Genomic DNA, 18280 nt, shown 5'->3' on the forward strand with positions numbered 1-18280 from the left:
ATGTCTCATACAATCAATTTATTTTCAGCATACCAATCGAAAGATTTAGATTTAAAAAACCGCTTTTTAATGGCTCCCATGACACGTTCTAGAGCTTCCCAACCTGGTGATATGCCTAATGCCTTGATGGCTGAATATTACGGACAAAGAGCTGAAGCTGGCATTATTATAACGGAAGCCACTCAAGTTTCTTTACAAGGAAAAGGTTACGCCAACACTCCAGGTATTTATACCCAAGAACAAATTGAAGGTTGGAAATTAATAACCGATGCAGTTCATAAAAAAGGCAGTAAAATATTTTTACAATTGTGGCATGTAGGACGGGTTTCTAGCTCGAAAGTTAATGGCCTACAACCCATTGCGCCTTCTGCCAAAATAGCCAAGGAAACTAATGTATATATTTTTGATGGCGCACCAAACGGAGATGCTACGTTTGTGCCGGTTGAAGCACCTAGAGCCATGACCAAAGCAGACATAAATCAGGTGATTGAAGCATTTAAAATAGGCGCAAAAAATGCCATTGAAGCTGGTTTTGATGGTGTTGAAATTCACGGTGCAAATGGTTATTTAATCGATCAGTTTTTAAGAAGTAATTCCAATGAAAGAACCGATGAATATGGCGGAAGCAAAGAAAATCGTGTGCGATTATTAACCCAAATCACTCAGGCAGTAGCCGATACCGTAGGACCAGAAAAAACAGGGGTTCGACTATCACCTTTCATCAGTTTTAAGGATATGAACGACCCTGAAATATTGGAGACCATTAAAATCGCTTCTAAAGCCTTAGAAAAAATTGGTGTGACATACATTCATTTATGTGAAGCCGATTGGGATGACGCTCCAGAAATCCCCGCTGATTTCAGAGTCACCTTACGTGAAAATTTCACGAATACCATTATAGCCACAGGAAACAAAACGCCAGAGCAAGCTAATGCCTTATTAGGAGAAAACTTGGTAGATTTAGTAGGTTTTGGAAGGAACTTTTTAACCAACCCCGATTATCCTAAACGTGTAAAACTAAATGCAAAATTAAATACCATAAGTGATACACATACCCTATTTGGTGGCGGTACAGCTCGAGGGTATACCGATTATCCATTTTTGTAGGCAAAAAAATTAAACCTCTCAGTTATTTACCACCGAAATACCGCTGGTATAAAGTGATATAGTCTTGTTTAGTGTCTATATCCAAATTTTCAAAGGGCATATTAATCGACTGTACAAAAGGCTTATGATTTTTTATAAAATGATGTGCGCCGTTTTGAGAAGATAATTCGGCTAAGCCTTTAAAATAACAGGCATCAAACAGGGCGGGCACCCCTTTTTTACCATCCTTGTATGTAGAAGTCAAAATACATTTTTGATGAGGTTTAAAATTTTCAATCATCATATTTATATATTCTGAGCTCACTAAAGGTTGATCAGCTAATAGAAATAGTGCAGCTTGGTAGGCTTTATTTTCTTTCAGAAGATATTGAGCAGCACAGACTATAGATTGACTTAGTCCTGCTTGCCAATTTTGATTGTGTAAAACAGTAATAGGAAAGTCACTGATGGTATGATGAACAGCCTCAAAATGCGCCCCTAGAACCACCATGACTTCTGAAGAAGACGTACTAAGGGCTTGTTGCACCACATGTGTAATAAGACTCCCATCACCCCATGACAATAGTTGCTTTGGACTTCCCATTCTTGAAGCTTCCCCTGCGGCTAAAACAACGATGGCTATATTTGAATCTGACTGAAGCAAAGCCTTATTTTTCTTGATGGATACGCCCCTGTTTTTCACTCAAGGACATGGGATGTTTATTCCTGGTGATAGCTAAAATTTCTGAAACAATAGACACAGCAATTTCTTGAGGCGTTTCAGAGCCTATATTTAACCCTGCGGGACCATGAACTAAATCCAAAAATTCGGTATCCAACTCAAGACAGTAAGTCATGAGTTGCGATAACAAATCTTCTCGCCGTCTGGCTGGACCTAACACACCGATATAATTAGGATGACATTTTGAAAGTGCTACTAAATACCTTAAATCGTAGGCGAAATTGTGAGTCATAAGCACAACAGCTGTTTGTTGATCTACCAAACTAAAATCTACCGTTTCTGGTGTTGTTGTCCATAACGTTTCCGCACCAGGAAATTCTTTTAATGATTTAGCTTCTTTTATATTAGATACAATAATGACCTCCCACCCTGTTAACGCAGCATATTTACACAATTGTACAGCATCGTGTTCGGCACCAATAATAATCAGCTTAAAACATGGCGGCATGGTTTGACTAAATATTGATTTATTATCTAGTTTCTGATTTTCCAAATGAGGGTTTAAAGGATACAATTCATTATCTATATGAACCACAGTTCCGAAGGCCTTTGACATTTTCACCTCTTTTTCGTAATACGATTTTAGCTGAAAAGACTTTCTAAGCATTAAACAGGTTTTAAAAACACTTTCAAAAGAAACGTGCGGTTCAAATGGCTCAATTAAAATATACAAAACACCTTCACAGCCTAGGCGGTATCTACCATCATAGGTCATTATTTTTGCTTCACCTGTTTTAAAAACAGATTCGGCTTGCAATACAATTTCTTTTTCAACACAACCACCACTTACCGCTCCTGTTAGCGTGCCATTTTCAGTAATAAGCATTCTAACCCCAGGCCTGCGATAAGAAGAACCATCTAAATCTACAACAGAAGCTAACACCGATTTTAATCTGCGTTTCTTCGCCTCGACAGCTGCTTTTACGATATTTTTAAATTCGTGAGTCATAAAATGCTTTCCGTTAATTAGCTCAATGCCTTTTCTTCCTCATTAAAATGTTTCATAATGGGGAACTTATAAATTCGTTTTCCTGTTGCGGCATATATGGCGTTAGAAACCGCAGCGCCTATTGGCGGCAAAGTAGGTTCGCCTAGTCCCGTTGGTGCCATATCGCTTTCAACAAAATGCACATCAACTTTTGGCGTTTGCACCATTCTTATTAATTGGTAGTTATTAAAATTATTGGATTGTGGCACGCCGTCTTTAATCGATAAATCGGCGTACATAGCATGCCCAAGACCATCAATCACCCCGCCTTTAGCTTGTTGCAAAGCCCCAGTAGGATTCACCACAATGCCGCAATCTACAGCGCAAGTTACTTTTTTAACTATCGGATTGCCATGTTCTAGAACAATTTCAGCTATTTCGGCAACATGGGTGTTATGACTATAATACACTGAAAAACCTTGGTAAACACCTGGTTTTGTTTGTCCCCATTTTGCTTTTTCGGCAACCAATTTTATAACACCCTCTAAACGCTCCGGACTGTATTGAATACGCTCGTCTGTGGTGCCTTTTACGTTTTGAATTAAATTTAAGTGTAACTGAATGCGATCTATGTTCAACTCCTGAGCCAATTCATCGAAAAAACTCTGTTCAGCACTTGCCAAAAAATTCGTGTATGGGGCTCGCCATGCCCCGGTGGTAATACTGTTTTTATAGGTTGCACTATCCACTTGATAATTTTCTATGGCGCCAGCTGGAAAAAAATCGGCAATAATACCATACATACTGCCATTAGCACAGGCCTCTTTAAGGTGATAGCCTGTAATTTTTCCATTTTTAATGGCTGCAGCAATGCGATATTTCACCGCAGGTCTGTATACTCCCGTGGTCATATCGGTTTCTCTAGCAGATACCATTTTTATGGGTTTTCGAACAGCATCGGCAATTTCGGCCACTTCAAAAACAAAATCTGTATAAAGCCTTCTTCCAAAACCTCCGCCAATACGTGTCATATTAACCTCTACAGTTTCCAAATCCCGCACCAATAGTTGAGCGATACTTTTTGCTGCCTCTTCAGGCGTTTGCGTAGGTCCAATGAGGCGTACTTTTTCATCGGTAACGTGTGCAAAAAAATTCATAGGTTCAAGACAGTTGTGTGGTAAGTATGGTGCCTCATAGGTACGTTCTATCACTTTATCTGCTTCCGCGAAAGCTTTTTTAACATCACCATCTGATCTTCTGGTATTGAATTTATTACCTTCTAACAAGGCTAACAATTTAGCGTCGTAATCTTCGGTACTTTCTAAAGGCGACTCCTCTACCCAATTGGCTTTAATTGCTTTTAAACCACGAAAGGCATCCCAAGTGGTATTAGCAATAACCACGACTTTATCACTGCTGCTTAATTGTGCTGCCCAACTCTTATGTCCGGCCGCTTTGTAAGCCCTATATTTTTCCCCAATAGTAATTACATCGACAACACCGGGCAAACTTTTAGCTTCAGAAGCATCATAAGATTCCAATTTTTGACCGAATGCCGGTGGCCTTAAAACCGAGGCGTAAAGCATGCCATCTTCGGAATAATCCATACCATACAAAGGCTTCCCAACTACAATTTTATCGACATCAACATTCCCTTTGCCTTTACCTATAATATTAAAATCTTTAGGATCTTTTAAGCTAACATTTTCTGGAATCTCTAAGGTTGCTGCAAGTTTTACGACATCACCGTAACCTAATGTATCGCCTGTTCGATTGGAAATAACCCCCAATCTAGCGGTACATTCCTCGGGGGAAATCTGCCACTCCTTTGCTGCGGCATTAATGAGCATTTGTTTAGCTGTAGCGCCCGTTTGTCTTAATGGCTCCCAAGAACTCCTTATAGATTGGCTACCACCAGCAACCTGTCGCGTGTAATTTTTTGTATCTAGAGGCGCTTGTTCAACATAAACGTTTTCCCAGTCCACATCCAATTCTTCAGCAATAATCATAGGCATGGAGGTTTTAACCCCCTGACCGATTTCAGGGTTTGGAGAAAATATGGTAACGATACCTTCATCGGAAATTTTAATGAAGGCATTAAAATCGTTAAAGTGAATTTTACTGATATCAACAGGCACCTCAACATCTGTTTTGCATGCTTGAAACAAATTAAAACCAATTAACATACCTCCGCTAGCTAATGCTGAAGATTTTAAAAAAGCCCTTCTACTAAATACTTTTTTGTTTGAAGTTTTCATGTTTTTAGAACTGGTTTAGTTTATTGTTTTGAAGCTAACTTAACAGCTTCTTCAATGTTATTATAAGCTGCACAACGGCAAATATTACCATGCATAGCGTTTCTTATTTCTTCATCTGTGGGATTCGGATTTTTTTGTAAAAAAGCAGAAGCTGTCATAATTTGTCCAGCCTGACAGTAGCCACATTGCGGTACATCCATGGTTTTCCATGCTTGCTGAACGGGATGATCACCATCTTTGGAGAGGCCTTCAATGGTTGTAATTTCTACATTTACAGCAAAAGGCACCTCTAACAAACAGCTACGTGTTGCCGTACCATTAATGTGTACCGTACAAGCGCCACACTGCCCAATACCGCAGCCAAACTTGGTGCCGATAAGTTTTAAGTGATCTCTTAAAACCCACAAAAGTGGCGTATCCGGCTCCGCTTCAACGGTATAGGTTTTACTATTTATTTTTAACTGATAGGTTGGCATTTTTCTTTTTTGTTTGAAGTTAGTAAAAATTACAGTCTCAGAAAGGCTAACTTATAACATTAACAAGTGCCCAACTGTAATAAAATTAACCAAAGACCAACCTATTTTACCATAGTTTGCACAAACTCCAATGCCCGTTTTTCGTTGTAATACACATTTTTTTTAGAAATAAACCCCACATGCCCGCCATATTTAGGCATTTCTAAATGTAGAAACGGATTGTTTTTAGCTTCTTTAACGGGGTAACACTCATGAGAAAGAAACGAGTCGTTTAACGCATTTATAATAAGCGTTGGTGTTTTTATTTTGGGAAGAAATTGCAAACTGCTCGCTTGCTCGTAATAATCTAATCCGTTTTTAAAACCATGAGCGTTTGAAGTGTATATGTTATCAAAATCGAACAAGGTTTTTATGCTTTCAATCTGCTCCAAACTTAAATCTTCTTGGAAGCGTTTTTGCTTATTTTTTAAGGCTTTGGAAAGGTGTTTCAAAAACCTATCATGATATAATTTATTCTTGATGGTATGCAATTCTTTCGCAGAACCATATAAATAGCATGGTGCAGAAACAGCAATGGCCGCTTTAATTTCTTGAGGAACCGCTTCGCGCTCACCCAAATATTTAAGAATCATGTTTGCCCCTAAACTGATGCCTTTTAAATAAACGTCGGTATACTTTTCTTGATTTAAAACATGTGAAATCACATCTACCAAATCTTCTGTAGCTCCCGAATGGTAACTTCTAAATTTTAAATTGGTTTCACCACTACAACCTCTAAAATTCACACAAACAGCATCGATACCATTTTCATTAAAAAGCTTTGCAGCCCCCGTCATATAAGGTCTGTTTCCACTACCTTCCAACCCGTGAAGCAAAATGATGAGTTTATTAGTTTTCTCCGTAGCATAACTCCAATCTAAGTCTAGAAAATCACCATCACTTAAAGTTATGCGTTCCCGCTCCTGTGTTAATTGTACACGACGAAATAACCCAGAATACACCGTTGAAACGAAACCGTTTTTAAACAGAAATGAAGGCTTGTATGTGGATTCGATTACGGGCATGTTGGATATAAGATATAAGTAAAATTAACTTTTTATTACTAACTATGAAACTCTTCAACTTTTAACTGTTAACTGTTAACTAAGAAACTATTCAACTTTGAAACTTTGTAGCTCTGTAGCTCCAATATTAGCTAATTCAGGAATGACATTTAAAGATTCCTCCTTTCGTCGGAATGACAATGCGTTTTCAAACAAACTTTTAACTAGTGACTGTTGACTAAGAAACTATCCAACTTTGAAGCTTTGAAGCTTTGAAACTTTGAAACTTTGAAACTTTGAGTCTTTATAACCTTTTAACTTTCCACTTCCAAATCAACAAACTTAAAATGCGTTCCATCAAAAAGGCCTTTGTCGCTTAATTTTAACGACGGAATTACCAATAATGCCATAAAGGAGAGCGTCATATACGGTGCATTTAAGGTGCTGCCTAATTGTTTGGCCATTTTATCGAGTTCGGCATAGTATTTACCTACCGTTTGGCCGTCTTGATCGCTTATAATACCAGCCACAGGGAGTGGTAAAATTTTTGAATTTGAATTAGAAACAGCACAAACACCACCTTTATGTTCAATAATTAAATTAACGGCTTTGCAAATCGCCTCATCACTAACACCAACCGCAACAATATTATGGGAATCATGCCCCACTGAAGCTGCAATAGCGCCTTCCTTTAAATTAAAATTTTTAATAAAAGCCAAAGCTGGAGGCTGATTTTGGTAACGGTTGACAACCGCCATTTTTAGAACATCTTTATCTGTATTTGAAACTAAATTTCCGTTTTCAATAGTTACAGATTCTATAATTTCATTCGTGATTAACTGCCCTTCTAAAGCTTCAATAACACGTATTTCTTTAGCAGAAGACATCACTTTAAACTCTGAAACCTCTTTTAAATCGCAATTGAAGTTATTCAAGTTTTCAAATGAAACTGGTGAAATTAATGATCTGCCTTCATCAAATACCAAAGTCCCATCGATATAAGTTTGGAGGGTTTTAAAATTCACCAAATCTTCAACAACGATACAATCGGCTGCTTCACCAACTTTCAAAGTACCCACATCTAGTTTATAATGTTTAACCGGATTTATGCAGGCCATTTGTAAAATCTTAAACAGATCGATATCCTTTTTCACTGCCCGAGCACACAACTGATTGATATGACCAAGCATCAAATCATCGGGATGTTTATCATCGCTACAAAACATCATATTTTCAAAATGTTCTGGCACCAAATCGATTAATGCATCGAAATTTTTTGCAGCACTACCCTCACGAATTAGGATTTTCATTCCTTTTTGAAGCTTTTCAAGGCCTTCTTCATAGGTAAAACTTTCATGATCGGTTGAAATTCCAGCGTTGATGTATTTGGTTAATTTATCTCCAACCAGTCCTGGCGCATGGCCATCAATAGGTTTATTAAAATGCTTTGCCCAGGCAATTTTTTTAAGTACTTCTTCATCATCAAAAATCACCCCTGGGTAATTCATCATTTCGGCTAAATATTTTATATCCTCTAGCTCTAAAAGTTTTTTGATGTCTTCAGAATCAATTTCAGCACCAGCCGATTCAAAACTGGTAGCTGGCACACAAGATGGTGCTCCGAAATTAAATTTTAAGGGTACTTTTTCACCATTTTCAATCATGAACTCCACGCCTTCAACACCTAAAACATTAGCGATTTCATGTGGATCGGAAACCGTAGCTACCGTACCGTGAGCGACAGCCATTTTTGCAAATTCGCTAGGCACTAACATGGAACTTTCAATATGAATATGAGCATCTACAAATCCAGGAAGTATATAATGATTCACCTCATGATCCTTTTCAACTATAGAAACAATTTTTCCAGATTCGAAGGTTATTTCCCCTTTAAAAATTCGTTTTTGATGGATGTCGACAATCTGCCCTTGTAGTTTCAAAATGATTTAGTTTTTAATTTCTATTTTTAAAATGGATGAGGTGTTTAAGGTCACTTTAAAGCGGTTATCGGCGCGTTTATTGACTACCCAAACAATAGCGTCTCCACTGCACAACAACCAGACATTTTCTTTATCTAGCAAAGACATTTTTTCGTCTTTAAAATACTTACTCAATTTCTTTTTGCCCTTCATTCCCAAGGGATAAAACACATCGCCTTCCTGTTTTTTTCTTAAGGTTAAAGGATATTTCAATAGGTTTTGATCAACATAAATCACTTCTGGTGAGGTTTCCAGCACCGCATCAACCTGACTAAAAACCAAAGTTCCAAAAGGCGTTTCCTTAGTCCGTTCTTCTTCGGAAATTGAAATATTTTCGCTTGCATCTTGCTCTATCTCACTCAGCAGTAAATGATCCCTATTTTTAATTAAGCGGTATGTATTTGATAGCACTTGTTTTCCTGTTTCGGCATCCAGCAGGTTTAAAATATCGTCCCAGGCTGTGAAACCAAAATCTTTAAAAGTTTCATACAAAAACGCTTTAGGTTGTGCCTTTTTTTTGAATTCTGAAATTTTAAATTTTACGGTGGTATCGTCAATATTCTCAATCGTTTTACTCAGAAAATCATTTATAGACTCATCTATAATATCGGAAGCACCTTGTAAATTATGAAGCGTATTTTCAAAACTATTTAACAAACTCGGATTGATTTCTTTTAAAATAGGAATCACCTCATGGCGTAGTTTATTCCTAAGGTATTTTACTGATGCATTACTACTATCGTCGCGCCAAGCGATCTGGTTTTCCTCGGCAAAATCGTGTATCTGAGCACTCGAAAACTTCAATAAGGGTCTTACAAACTTTTGGTTGACTTCGGGAATACCTGTTAAACCTTCAATACCAGTTCCTCTAGTGAAATTAATTAAAAAAGTTTCCAGATTATCATCGGCATGATGGGCAGTTAAAATATAGTCGAAACCCAATTGTTCCGACAATTCATTAAACCAATTATAGCGCAATTCACGAGCTGCCATTTGCATGGAACGCTTTTCATCTTTGGCGTACTTTTCAGTATCAAAATGCTGTACAAAAACCTCCAAATTTAGCTTATCTGCCAATTGTTTCACAAAAGATTCATCGGCATCGCTTTCTTTTCCGCGCAAGTTAAAATTACAATGCGCCATAGTAATATTTAGGCCTGATTTATCACATAAATGTGTTAAAACCACACTATCTATACCTCCTGAAATGGCGATAAGCAGCTTCTTCTCTTTTAAAAAATGAAAATGATTTTCAATGTGTTTTTTGAATCCTTCTAACATAACACCAAATATACAATTAGTATGGTTATTTGTTTAACCGCATTGAAGATGAATATGCGTTAATCGATATGCCAGAGCGATATTTTTATAATCAGTAGCATTAAAATTTAATGGCTGTTCGAGTCCAAATTACAGAGCGTTTAGCCATTCAAGATTTCTTTTGTCCATGGCTTCTTGAGAAATTAGCTTCCCATTTTTGATATCCTGTTCACTCATTTCCAGCTTATTTTTTTGCGCTTCAATCAATTCAATAATATCAGATTCCGAAGTACTAGAAGTAATTAACTTGTCAAGAGCGACTAAAAAATCTTTATTTTTAATAGATAGTATTTTGTCTATCAATCCGTTTCGTATGTTATCTACAGTTGCCATTTTCCTTGAATTTAAGTTATAAGTATCCGAAAATTTGCCCGTTTTTCCTAATGTTCCCAACCGCGAAAGACATTTAATGGGTTTTGTTATCTTTTTCCAAAGCCTCTCGCATCGCCTTAGCTTTTATCAAGCACTCTTCATATTCACGAAGGGCGTCACTTTTAGCTGTAATCGCACTTCCCACCGAATAAGACACATAGCCATTACTTTGGTTATAAAGAATACTTCGAATAACCACATTAAAGTCGAAATCGTTTTGCGGGGTAAAATAACCAATCGCTCCAGAATAGACGCCGCGTTTGGTTTCTTCGAGGTTTTCAATGATTTTCATGGCTGATATTTTTGGAGCCCCCGTCATACTTCCCATTGGAAAGCTACTCTTAATAATATCAACTGGGTGCGTGGTGGCTTCAACCGTTGAAGTTACCGTAGAAATCATTTGATGAACTTGCTCGAAAGTATAAATCTCACACAGTTCTTCAACCTTTACACTGCCTTTTATGGCGGTTTTAGATAAATCGTTGCGCACCAAATCGACAATCATAATATTCTCGCTGCGTTCCTTTTCGTCTTTAGACAAATCGCTTTTTAGCTGTTCGTCTTTTTCCTGATCCTTAGAACGTTTAGCCGTTCCTTTTATAGGTTGTGAAATGACATGTACTCCATCCTTTTTCAAATAACGTTCAGGCGAGGCACTTAGCACAAACTTATCGTTCATTTTAATGAAAGACGCAAAAGGTGGTTTGGAGATGCTATTTAATTTTTTATAAGTTTCTAAAGGATTGATTTGCGTGTTTTCGGCATAAAACTCCTGACAAAAATTAGCTTCATAAATAGCACCGTGCTTAATATGTTTTAGCATGGCATTCACTTTTTCGCAGTATGCATCTTTATGAATACGTAATTTTATTTTGAGGGCTTCAGATGCCTTGTCCTGACTCTTGTCTTCAAATTTATGAATCGCTTTTATATCGGTTTCAAGCTCGTCATCAACTGCTTTTAAATACTGAATTTCAACTGATTCACCTTTAAAGAGAAACAGTTTTTTAGGTTGAAAAAAGTATAAATCTGGGAATCCTAAGCCGTCGTAGTTTTCAGATTGGAGTACTTCAACATCATTTTTTAAATCGTAAGTTAAATACCCAAAGATCCAGTCTTTAGTTAAAGTCTGATATTCCTTTAGTTTTTCAAAAGCCTGAAAATAATCGGTTTGAATACAAGTAAAGGCATCAACTGCTAAAACCGCATCGTATTTTGAATATTTTTCATCATACTGATTAGAATCTAGCCAGACCAAGTCGTCGTATTGCAAACTCCACTGCAAGGCTTTTTCCTTAAATGAAGCGACATCATCTAAATGATAAATTTGTTTTGTTCTCAAGCTTAAAATTTATGCTGTAAAGTTACTTAGAATACTTAAAAAATTGCAAGATTTGTAACTTAGTTTAAATAATCTGTCATGTTTACATTAGAAAATGAATACCTGGAAATCGCTGTAAAAAAAACAGGTGCCGAATTATGTCTAATACGCTCTAAAAAACATCAAACTGATTTTATGTGGGATGCGAACCCTGAGGTTTGGTACAGTTATGCGCCCAATTTATTTCCGATTATTGGCGCCTTAAAAGATGGTACATATATGTTTGAAGGGCAATCATTCCAGCTACCAAAACACGGGTTAGTTAGAAACAACCCTGATGTAACGCTACATAAACAATCTGAGAACAGCTTAACTTTTAAACTGGGTTACAGCGAAAAATCGTTAAAAATCTATCCGTTTAAGTTTGAATTCTATCTCACCTACACTTTAGAGGAAAACAAAATAACACTTACGCACGAGGTTAAGAACGTGGACTCCAAACCCATATATTTCTCGCTTGGCGGACACCCTGCTTTTAAATGTCCTGTTTTTGAAAATGAAGATTACCAAAATTATACCTTAGAATTTGAACAAGAAGAAAACACCAAAACCCATGTGATAAACATGGAAAACGGACTGATTTCTTCTGAAACTAAAACCATATTCAACAACACAAAAACACTACAGCTAACTCATGATTTGTTTCGTGCCGATGCCCTTGTTTTTAAAGATTTAAAATCGAAAAAAGTAGCCTTACACAGTAAGAATCACGGCTCCATTTTAACGGTTAACTACCCTGACTATCCGTATTTAGGTATTTGGGCAAAACCTACGGGCGACTATGTATGCATCGAACCATGGCTAGGCATTGCAGACCATGAAAACACCAATCAGGATTTTAAATCCAAAGAAGGGATTATAAAACTGGAAGCCCAGAAGTCTTACTTAGCAAGCTATTCAATTGAAATTGCCACAACGCATTTAACATAAATAGAATAATAAGCGTAACTTTGCCAGCTAAATAGTACGCTAAAACCTTGTTTGGTTGGCACAATAATTACGGAAACCTTCTTTTTATGGCAAATTTTCAAGATTTAAACTTAAACACACCATTATATAATGCCCTTGATGATTTAGGTTTTACAACCCCTACGCCCATCCAAGAGCAAGCCTTTAATGTGGTGGCTTCAGGAAAAGATGTGATTGGTATTGCACAAACAGGTACAGGAAAAACCTTTGCCTACATGCTACCTATTTTAAAGAACTTAAAATATTCCAGACAAGAAAATCCGAGGGTTTTAGTTTTAGTCCCTACCCGTGAATTGGTTGTACAGGTGGTTGAAGAAATTGAAAAACTTTCCAAATACATTAATAATCGTGTGCTTGGGGTTTATGGCGGTACCAACATTAACACGCAAAAACAAGCCATTGCCGAAGGTTTAGACATATTAGTAGCCACGCCAGGCCGTTTATACGATTTAGCTTTGAGTCGTGTGTTACAACTTAAATCCATTCAGAAATTAGTTATTGATGAAGTGGATGTGATGTTAGACTTAGGGTTTAGACACCAATTAATTAATATTTTCGATATTCTTCCAGAACGCCGACAAAACATTATGTTTTCGGCAACTATGACTCAGGATGTGGATTTATTAATTAATGATTTCTTTAAAAATCCAGAACGTGTATCCATTGCTGTTTCTGGAACACCACTAGAAAACATTAATCAAGTACGTTTCAAGGTGCCTAACTTTTACACAAAAGTGAACCTGCTTACAAACTTACTGCAAGACACCGAGCAGTATAACAAAGTGCTTATTTTTGTAGCATTTAAACGTATGGCAGACCGTTTATTTGAGCAATTAGACGAGTTTTTCAAAGAAGAATTATGCGTGATTCACTCTAACAAAACACAAAATTACCGTTTACGAAGCATCGAACAGTTTAGAGAAGGTCACAACCGTATTTTAATTGCTACCGATGTGATGGCTCGTGGATTGGATATTGATAATGTATCCCATGTTATTAATTTTGACACCCCAGAATATCCTGAAAACTATATGCACCGTATTGGTAGAACCGGTCGTGCTGAACGTTTGGGTGAAGCTTTAGTTTTTACAACTGAAAAAGACCAGGATGCTATTGAAGGGATTGAAAGTTTAATGAAAATGCAAATTCCTGTATTGGAAATGCCTGAGGAAGTGAAAATTTCAACAGAACTAATTGAGGAAGAACGTCCGCAAATAAAAGAGCGTAACAACCCTACAAAGCGTAAAGACGAGGATGTCCCTGGACCAGCTTTCCATGAGAAATCAGCTAAAAACTCTAAAGAAAATTTAGGTGGTTCTTATAAGTTTAAAATCGCTGCTAAATACAAAAAGCCTAAAACTAGAGGCGATAAAAATTACAATAAGCGCAATAAGAAAAAGTAATTTTTCCCTTTATTTATTGTAATTTTAATCATCCTTTTCTAATTAACTAGAGAAGTCAGATTATGTTACAAAAAATAAAACATAGCTTAATGTATGTCAGATTCTGAAAAGTTTGCTAAAACTGCCCATTTACTTTTAGAAATCGCATCCCTCTTAATGGTTTCTGGAGCTAACACCAGTAGAATCCAAAGAAGTATTAATCGTTTTGCCGCTGCTTTAAACTTTACGGTTCATACATGGATTCATCAAAAAACCATTATTATGACCTTAACGGATGAGTCCTCTAAAGTTAGCGACACCAGAGTATTCAATTTACCTCCGCATGCCATAAACTTTAAAACCATTTCGGAAATTAGTAAAGCCAGTTGGAAAGCACAGCGCGAAGACTGGGACATCGACAAAATAACAACTGAAATTGAACGCATTAAAGGCTTAGACAAATACCCCAACATTGTCGTTCTAATTGCTGTAAGTTTTGCTGTAGCTGGGTTTTGCAATATTTTTAAAGGCGATTACCTTAATATGACCGTCGCTTTTGTGAGCGCTTTTATAGGGCTATTTGTTTCACAACAAGTACATAAAAGACATTACAATTTATACGTTCGTATATTTTTGGCTTCACTCACGGCTTCGTTAGTGGCTTCATTGGGTATTGTATATGATATTGGGGCTAATCCACAAACTGCTTTGGCCACTTCCATCCTATTTTTAATTCCGGGAGTGCCTCTAATCAATTCGTTTACAGATTTATTAGAAAACAATATTTTGAATGGACTGGCTCGTTTTGCTGTTGGATTGATGATTGTTTTAGCCATTGCTACAGGTTTGTTTTTGGCCATGTCTATTTTTTCAATAAACCGCGTTTAAAGTATGACTGAAGTTTTATTACATTTATTAGAAGTTTCCTTTTGGTCTGGCATAGCCGCTGTAGGTTTTGGTATTTTGTTTAACGTACCCAAACAAACCATTTTAAGCATTTTTATCTTGGGGTTTTTAGCCGGTTTAATCAAATTTAGCATTTTACACCACGGTCATCATATTGCATTGGCTAGTTTGGCCGCTGCTTCATTTGTAGGATGGGCAAGCATTCCTATCGCCCATAAAATTCATCATCCGCCAGTAGTTTTCTCTATTCCTACCATGATTCCCATGATTCCCGGTTATTTTGCCTATGAAACCATTTTATCTTTAATGAATTTTGTGTTTGTAGAAACCGATCCCGAAAAGCGCCTTTTACTCATAGACGCCATGTTCTCTCACGGATTTAAAATGATTTATGTATTAATGGGATTAACTTTTGGTGTGGCGTTGCCTCTATTAGTTATGAATAAAGGGAGTATTAAACAGTTGAGATAAGGCTGAAGACGACTTCATTATCGTTAACACAAAATTGTTGTTCATAAATATAACCAAGGTCTTCGGAGTCGAGAAGTTTTGGCTTAACTGAAACTACTTTGTTCTCGACTCCGCTCGAACACCAAAAGTTTGCAACTATACAGACCTATTCGAGCTTTCTTAAAGATGATACACTCAAAAACAAGGCTATCGTAAAACGTTACACAGAGTCTCGCCGAGGATTCACAGAGTTCCTCAGAGGTTTATTTGGAATGAGGTATTTAACCTTTTACGTTCTTCGAGCGGAGTCGAGAAGTAATAACTTAACTGAAATTACATTGTTCTCGACTCCGCTCGAACACCTAAAATTTGCAACTATACAGACCTATTCGAGCTTTCTTAAAAATAACAAAACAAAAAAACGAGGCAGCTTCAATGAAACTGCCTCGTTTTATATGTTAGAATAAAATCTCTAAAAATTAAATATGAAGCGCACGATCTTCAGTAGCTGCTAGAGCTGCTTCTTTAATCGCTTCAGTAAATGTAGGATGCGCATGAGACATACGAGAGATGTCTTCCGCGGAAGCGCGATACTCCATAGCCACAACCGCTTCAGCGATCATATCGGCAGCACGAGCACCAACCATGTGTACCCCTAAAATTTCATCTGTATTTTTATCGGCTAAGATTTTTACAAATCCGTCTAAATCCATACTCGCTCTACTTCTACCTAAAGCACGCATTGGGAAAGATCCTGTTTTGTAAGCCACTCCAGCTTCCTTTAATTGCTCTTCAGTTTTACCAACTGTAGCAACCTCTGGCCATGTGTAAACCACACCTGGAATTAGGTTATAATCGATGTGAGGTTTTTGTCCTGCTAAAGTTTCGGCAACAAAAACACCTTCTTCTTCAGCTTTGTGTGCTAACATCGCTCCTTTTACAACATCACCAATAGCATAGATATTAGAAGCACTTGTTTGTAAGTGATCATTTACTTCAACACGACCTCTATCGTCTAATTTCACACCAGCAGCTTCAGCGTTAAGTCCGTCTGTATAAGGACGACGCCCCACAGAAACTAAACAGTAATCCCCTTTAATTTCAACCTCTTCGCCTTTTTTGTTATCTGCTTTTACAACAACCTCATTTCCTACGGTTTCAACAGATTTTACTTTATGAGACAAGTTCATTTTAAACTTCGACTTTTTAAGTACTTTATTAAGTTCTTTAGATAAACCAGCATCCATAGTTGGGATAATACGGTCCATATACTCAACCACAGTAACCTCGGCACCTAAACGTTTGTAAACCTGACCAAGCTCTAAACCAATAACACCACCACCAATAACAACTAAGTGTTTAGGGATTTCTTTTAATTTTAAAGCTTCAGTAGAGGTAATAACACGTTCTTTATCTAATTTGATAAACGGTAAGCTCGATGGCTTACTTCCTGTAGCAATAATCGTGTTTTTAGCTTCAATTTCGGTTGTTTCTTCACCAGCAATAGTAATGTGTGTGGCATCTTTAAAACTTCCCAAACCTTGATAAACATCAATGTTATTTTTCTTCATTAAGAAATCGATACCGCCTGTAGTTTGATCAACAACCGCTTGTTTACGAGCGATCATTTTTTCCAAATTCACTTTAATGTCACCTGGAATTTCAATACCATGTTCTTCAAAATGCTTTACGGCATCTTCATAATGGTGTGAAGAATCTAAAAGCGCTTTACTTGGGATACATCCCACATTTAAACAGGTTCCGCCAAGCGTTGCGTACTTTTCTATAATGGCCGTTTTCATGCCTAATTGTGCGCAACGAATCGCTGCTACATATCCTCCAGGACCCGAGCCAATAACGGCTACATCGTATGAATTCATAATATATTTATTGTAATTATCTTAAATTAATGTCAGAATCAAAAATACGAATGTTTTACGCTTCAACAATAAAAAACAAGGGTTTATAAGTTGAATTGGCAATTTCTAAATTTAAGATGATAAATTTTCCTAATTATCTTAATAATCATTCTAAATACCAAAATATTTCTATAACGTTTTCGTATGTGATTTGTTTAAAATTTTAACATAAAGACTACTACTTATCCGATTTACGAACTAAAAACCAATATATTCATCAGTTTTTTCATATTTTATATGTATTAATTCTTAAAAAAATCATTTATCATGGAAGATCATATTTATAAAATTATCGAAATTGTAGGAACATCAAACACATCTAGCGATGACGCCGTTTCTAATGCTTTAGCAAAAGCTTCAAAAAGTATTCAAAACTTAAGATGGTTTGAGGTGACCAACACCCGTGGAAATATTGAAAACGGCAAAGTGGGTCGTTGGCAAGTGACGCTTAAAATTGGCTTTACCATGAACGATTAAAGTAAGGCCGCTTACAATTTATGCAATGAAAAGGCACAATATTTAAGACACAAATTAAAAATTGTTTAGTTTTGTGCTTCATGCAGAAAAAGATAAACATACAGAATAAAAAGGCACGGTTTCAATATGAAATTTTAGACAAGTACACGGCAGGCATAGTACTAACGGGTACCGAAATAAAATCGATTAGAAACAGTCGCGCGTCTATAGCCGAAAGTTTTTGTGAATTTAATGACAAAGGCGAACTCTTTGTGATTAATATGACCATTGAGGAATATATTTATGGCACCTACTACAACCATAAACCCAAAGCCGAACGCAAACTTTTATTAAATAAGAAGGAGCTAAAAAAGCTGAATAAGGAAGTTCAAAACACAGGACTTACTATTATACCTCTACGCATGTTTATTACCGACAAGGGTTACGCTAAGCTAGACATTGCTTTAGCTAAGGGTAAGAAGTTATACGACAAACGTGAAACAATTAAAGATCGCGACAACAAAAGAAACCTTGATCGCGTTAAAAAAATATACAAGTAGTGCTGACTTTTGGCTTTAAATTTGATGCGGATAAAAAAATCAATTCTAACCTC

At 36.8% G+C, this 18280-nt stretch carries 17 protein-coding genes; 7 read left to right on the top strand and 10 right to left on the bottom strand.

Annotation, left to right across the window (positions count from 1 at the left end):
- Positions 1-1107: an alkene reductase gene (locus JJL45_RS13745; protein ID WP_068601942.1), complete on the top strand. Its 1107-nt coding sequence runs from the start codon at positions 1-3 to the stop codon at positions 1105-1107.
- 22 nt (positions 1108-1129) lie between these two features.
- Here the strand turns inward: JJL45_RS13745 and JJL45_RS13750 are convergent, their stop codons facing one another.
- The 9 genes from JJL45_RS13750 to pabB all read right to left on the bottom strand — a co-directional run bounded on the left by JJL45_RS13750 (position 1130) and on the right by pabB (position 11546).
- The gene (locus JJL45_RS13750; RefSeq protein WP_202664176.1) at positions 1130-1750 is read right to left on the bottom strand and encodes an NTP transferase domain-containing protein; all 621 of its coding nucleotides are present in this window, start codon (positions 1748-1750) and stop codon (positions 1130-1132) included.
- 4 nt (positions 1751-1754) lie between these two features.
- Positions 1755-2777 (bottom strand): XdhC family protein, encoded by a 1023-nt coding sequence (locus JJL45_RS13755; RefSeq protein WP_068601938.1) that lies wholly within the window; start codon positions 2775-2777, stop codon positions 1755-1757.
- Between the two features lie 17 nt (positions 2778-2794).
- Positions 2795-5014: a xanthine dehydrogenase family protein molybdopterin-binding subunit gene (locus JJL45_RS13760; RefSeq protein WP_068601937.1), complete on the bottom strand. Its 2220-nt coding sequence runs from the start codon at positions 5012-5014 to the stop codon at positions 2795-2797.
- Between the two features lie 20 nt (positions 5015-5034).
- A complete protein-coding gene (locus tag JJL45_RS13765) occupies positions 5035-5490 on the bottom strand; it encodes a (2Fe-2S)-binding protein (RefSeq protein WP_068601935.1) in 456 nt (151 codons plus the stop codon).
- A 101-nt stretch (positions 5491-5591) separates the two neighbouring features.
- The gene (locus tag JJL45_RS13770; protein ID WP_068601934.1) at positions 5592-6554 is read right to left on the bottom strand and encodes a YheT family hydrolase; all 963 of its coding nucleotides are present in this window, start codon (positions 6552-6554) and stop codon (positions 5592-5594) included.
- A gap of 293 nt (positions 6555-6847) precedes the next feature.
- Positions 6848-8473, bottom strand: coding sequence for an adenine deaminase (gene ade, locus JJL45_RS13775; RefSeq protein WP_068601932.1), 1626 nt, complete (start codon positions 8471-8473; stop codon positions 6848-6850).
- 6 nt (positions 8474-8479) lie between these two features.
- Positions 8480-9793, bottom strand: coding sequence for a tRNA lysidine(34) synthetase TilS (gene tilS, locus JJL45_RS13780; protein WP_068601930.1), 1314 nt, complete (start codon positions 9791-9793; stop codon positions 8480-8482).
- 129 nt (positions 9794-9922) lie between these two features.
- Positions 9923-10165 (bottom strand): hypothetical protein, encoded by a 243-nt coding sequence (locus JJL45_RS13785; protein ID WP_068601928.1) that lies wholly within the window; start codon positions 10163-10165, stop codon positions 9923-9925.
- Between the two features lie 73 nt (positions 10166-10238).
- Positions 10239-11546 (bottom strand): aminodeoxychorismate synthase component I, encoded by a 1308-nt coding sequence (gene pabB, locus JJL45_RS13790; protein ID WP_068601926.1) that lies wholly within the window; start codon positions 11544-11546, stop codon positions 10239-10241.
- 78 nt (positions 11547-11624) lie between these two features.
- On the opposite strand from pabB, the gene JJL45_RS13795 reads away from it, so the two are divergent.
- The 4 genes from JJL45_RS13795 to JJL45_RS13810 all read left to right on the top strand — a co-directional run bounded on the left by JJL45_RS13795 (position 11625) and on the right by JJL45_RS13810 (position 15313).
- Positions 11625-12515, top strand: a complete 891-nt coding sequence (locus JJL45_RS13795; RefSeq protein WP_068601924.1) for an aldose 1-epimerase family protein — start codon at positions 11625-11627, stop codon at positions 12513-12515.
- An 86-nt stretch (positions 12516-12601) separates the two neighbouring features.
- Complete coding sequence (locus JJL45_RS13800; RefSeq protein ID WP_068602462.1) at positions 12602-13957, top strand: DEAD/DEAH box helicase; 1356 nt, start codon at positions 12602-12604, stop codon at positions 13955-13957.
- Positions 13958-14050: 93 nt separating this feature from the next.
- Positions 14051-14824, top strand: coding sequence for a threonine/serine exporter ThrE family protein (locus tag JJL45_RS13805; RefSeq protein WP_068601922.1), 774 nt, complete (start codon positions 14051-14053; stop codon positions 14822-14824).
- Between the two features lie 3 nt (positions 14825-14827).
- Positions 14828-15313 (top strand): threonine/serine exporter family protein, encoded by a 486-nt coding sequence (locus tag JJL45_RS13810; RefSeq protein ID WP_068601921.1) that lies wholly within the window; start codon positions 14828-14830, stop codon positions 15311-15313.
- Positions 15314-15771: 458 nt separating this feature from the next.
- Here the strand turns inward: JJL45_RS13810 and lpdA are convergent, their stop codons facing one another.
- On the bottom strand, positions 15772-17172 hold the full coding sequence (gene lpdA / locus JJL45_RS13815; protein WP_068601919.1) for a dihydrolipoyl dehydrogenase: 1401 nt from the start codon (positions 17170-17172) through the stop codon (positions 15772-15774).
- A 306-nt stretch (positions 17173-17478) separates the two neighbouring features.
- Here lpdA and JJL45_RS13820 point away from each other — a divergent pair, with 306 nt between their 5' ends.
- The gene (locus JJL45_RS13820) at positions 17479-17688 is read left to right on the top strand and encodes a dodecin (RefSeq protein WP_067145830.1); all 210 of its coding nucleotides are present in this window, start codon (positions 17479-17481) and stop codon (positions 17686-17688) included.
- Between the two features lie 80 nt (positions 17689-17768).
- On the top strand, positions 17769-18227 hold the full coding sequence (gene smpB / locus JJL45_RS13825; RefSeq protein ID WP_067145828.1) for an SsrA-binding protein SmpB: 459 nt from the start codon (positions 17769-17771) through the stop codon (positions 18225-18227).
- Positions 18228-18280: the final 53 nt, after the last annotated feature.

It is taken from the genome of Tamlana sp. s12, from assembly GCF_016767215.1.
GTDB classification, from domain to species: Bacteria; Bacteroidota; Bacteroidia; order Flavobacteriales; family Flavobacteriaceae; genus Pseudotamlana; species Pseudotamlana agarivorans.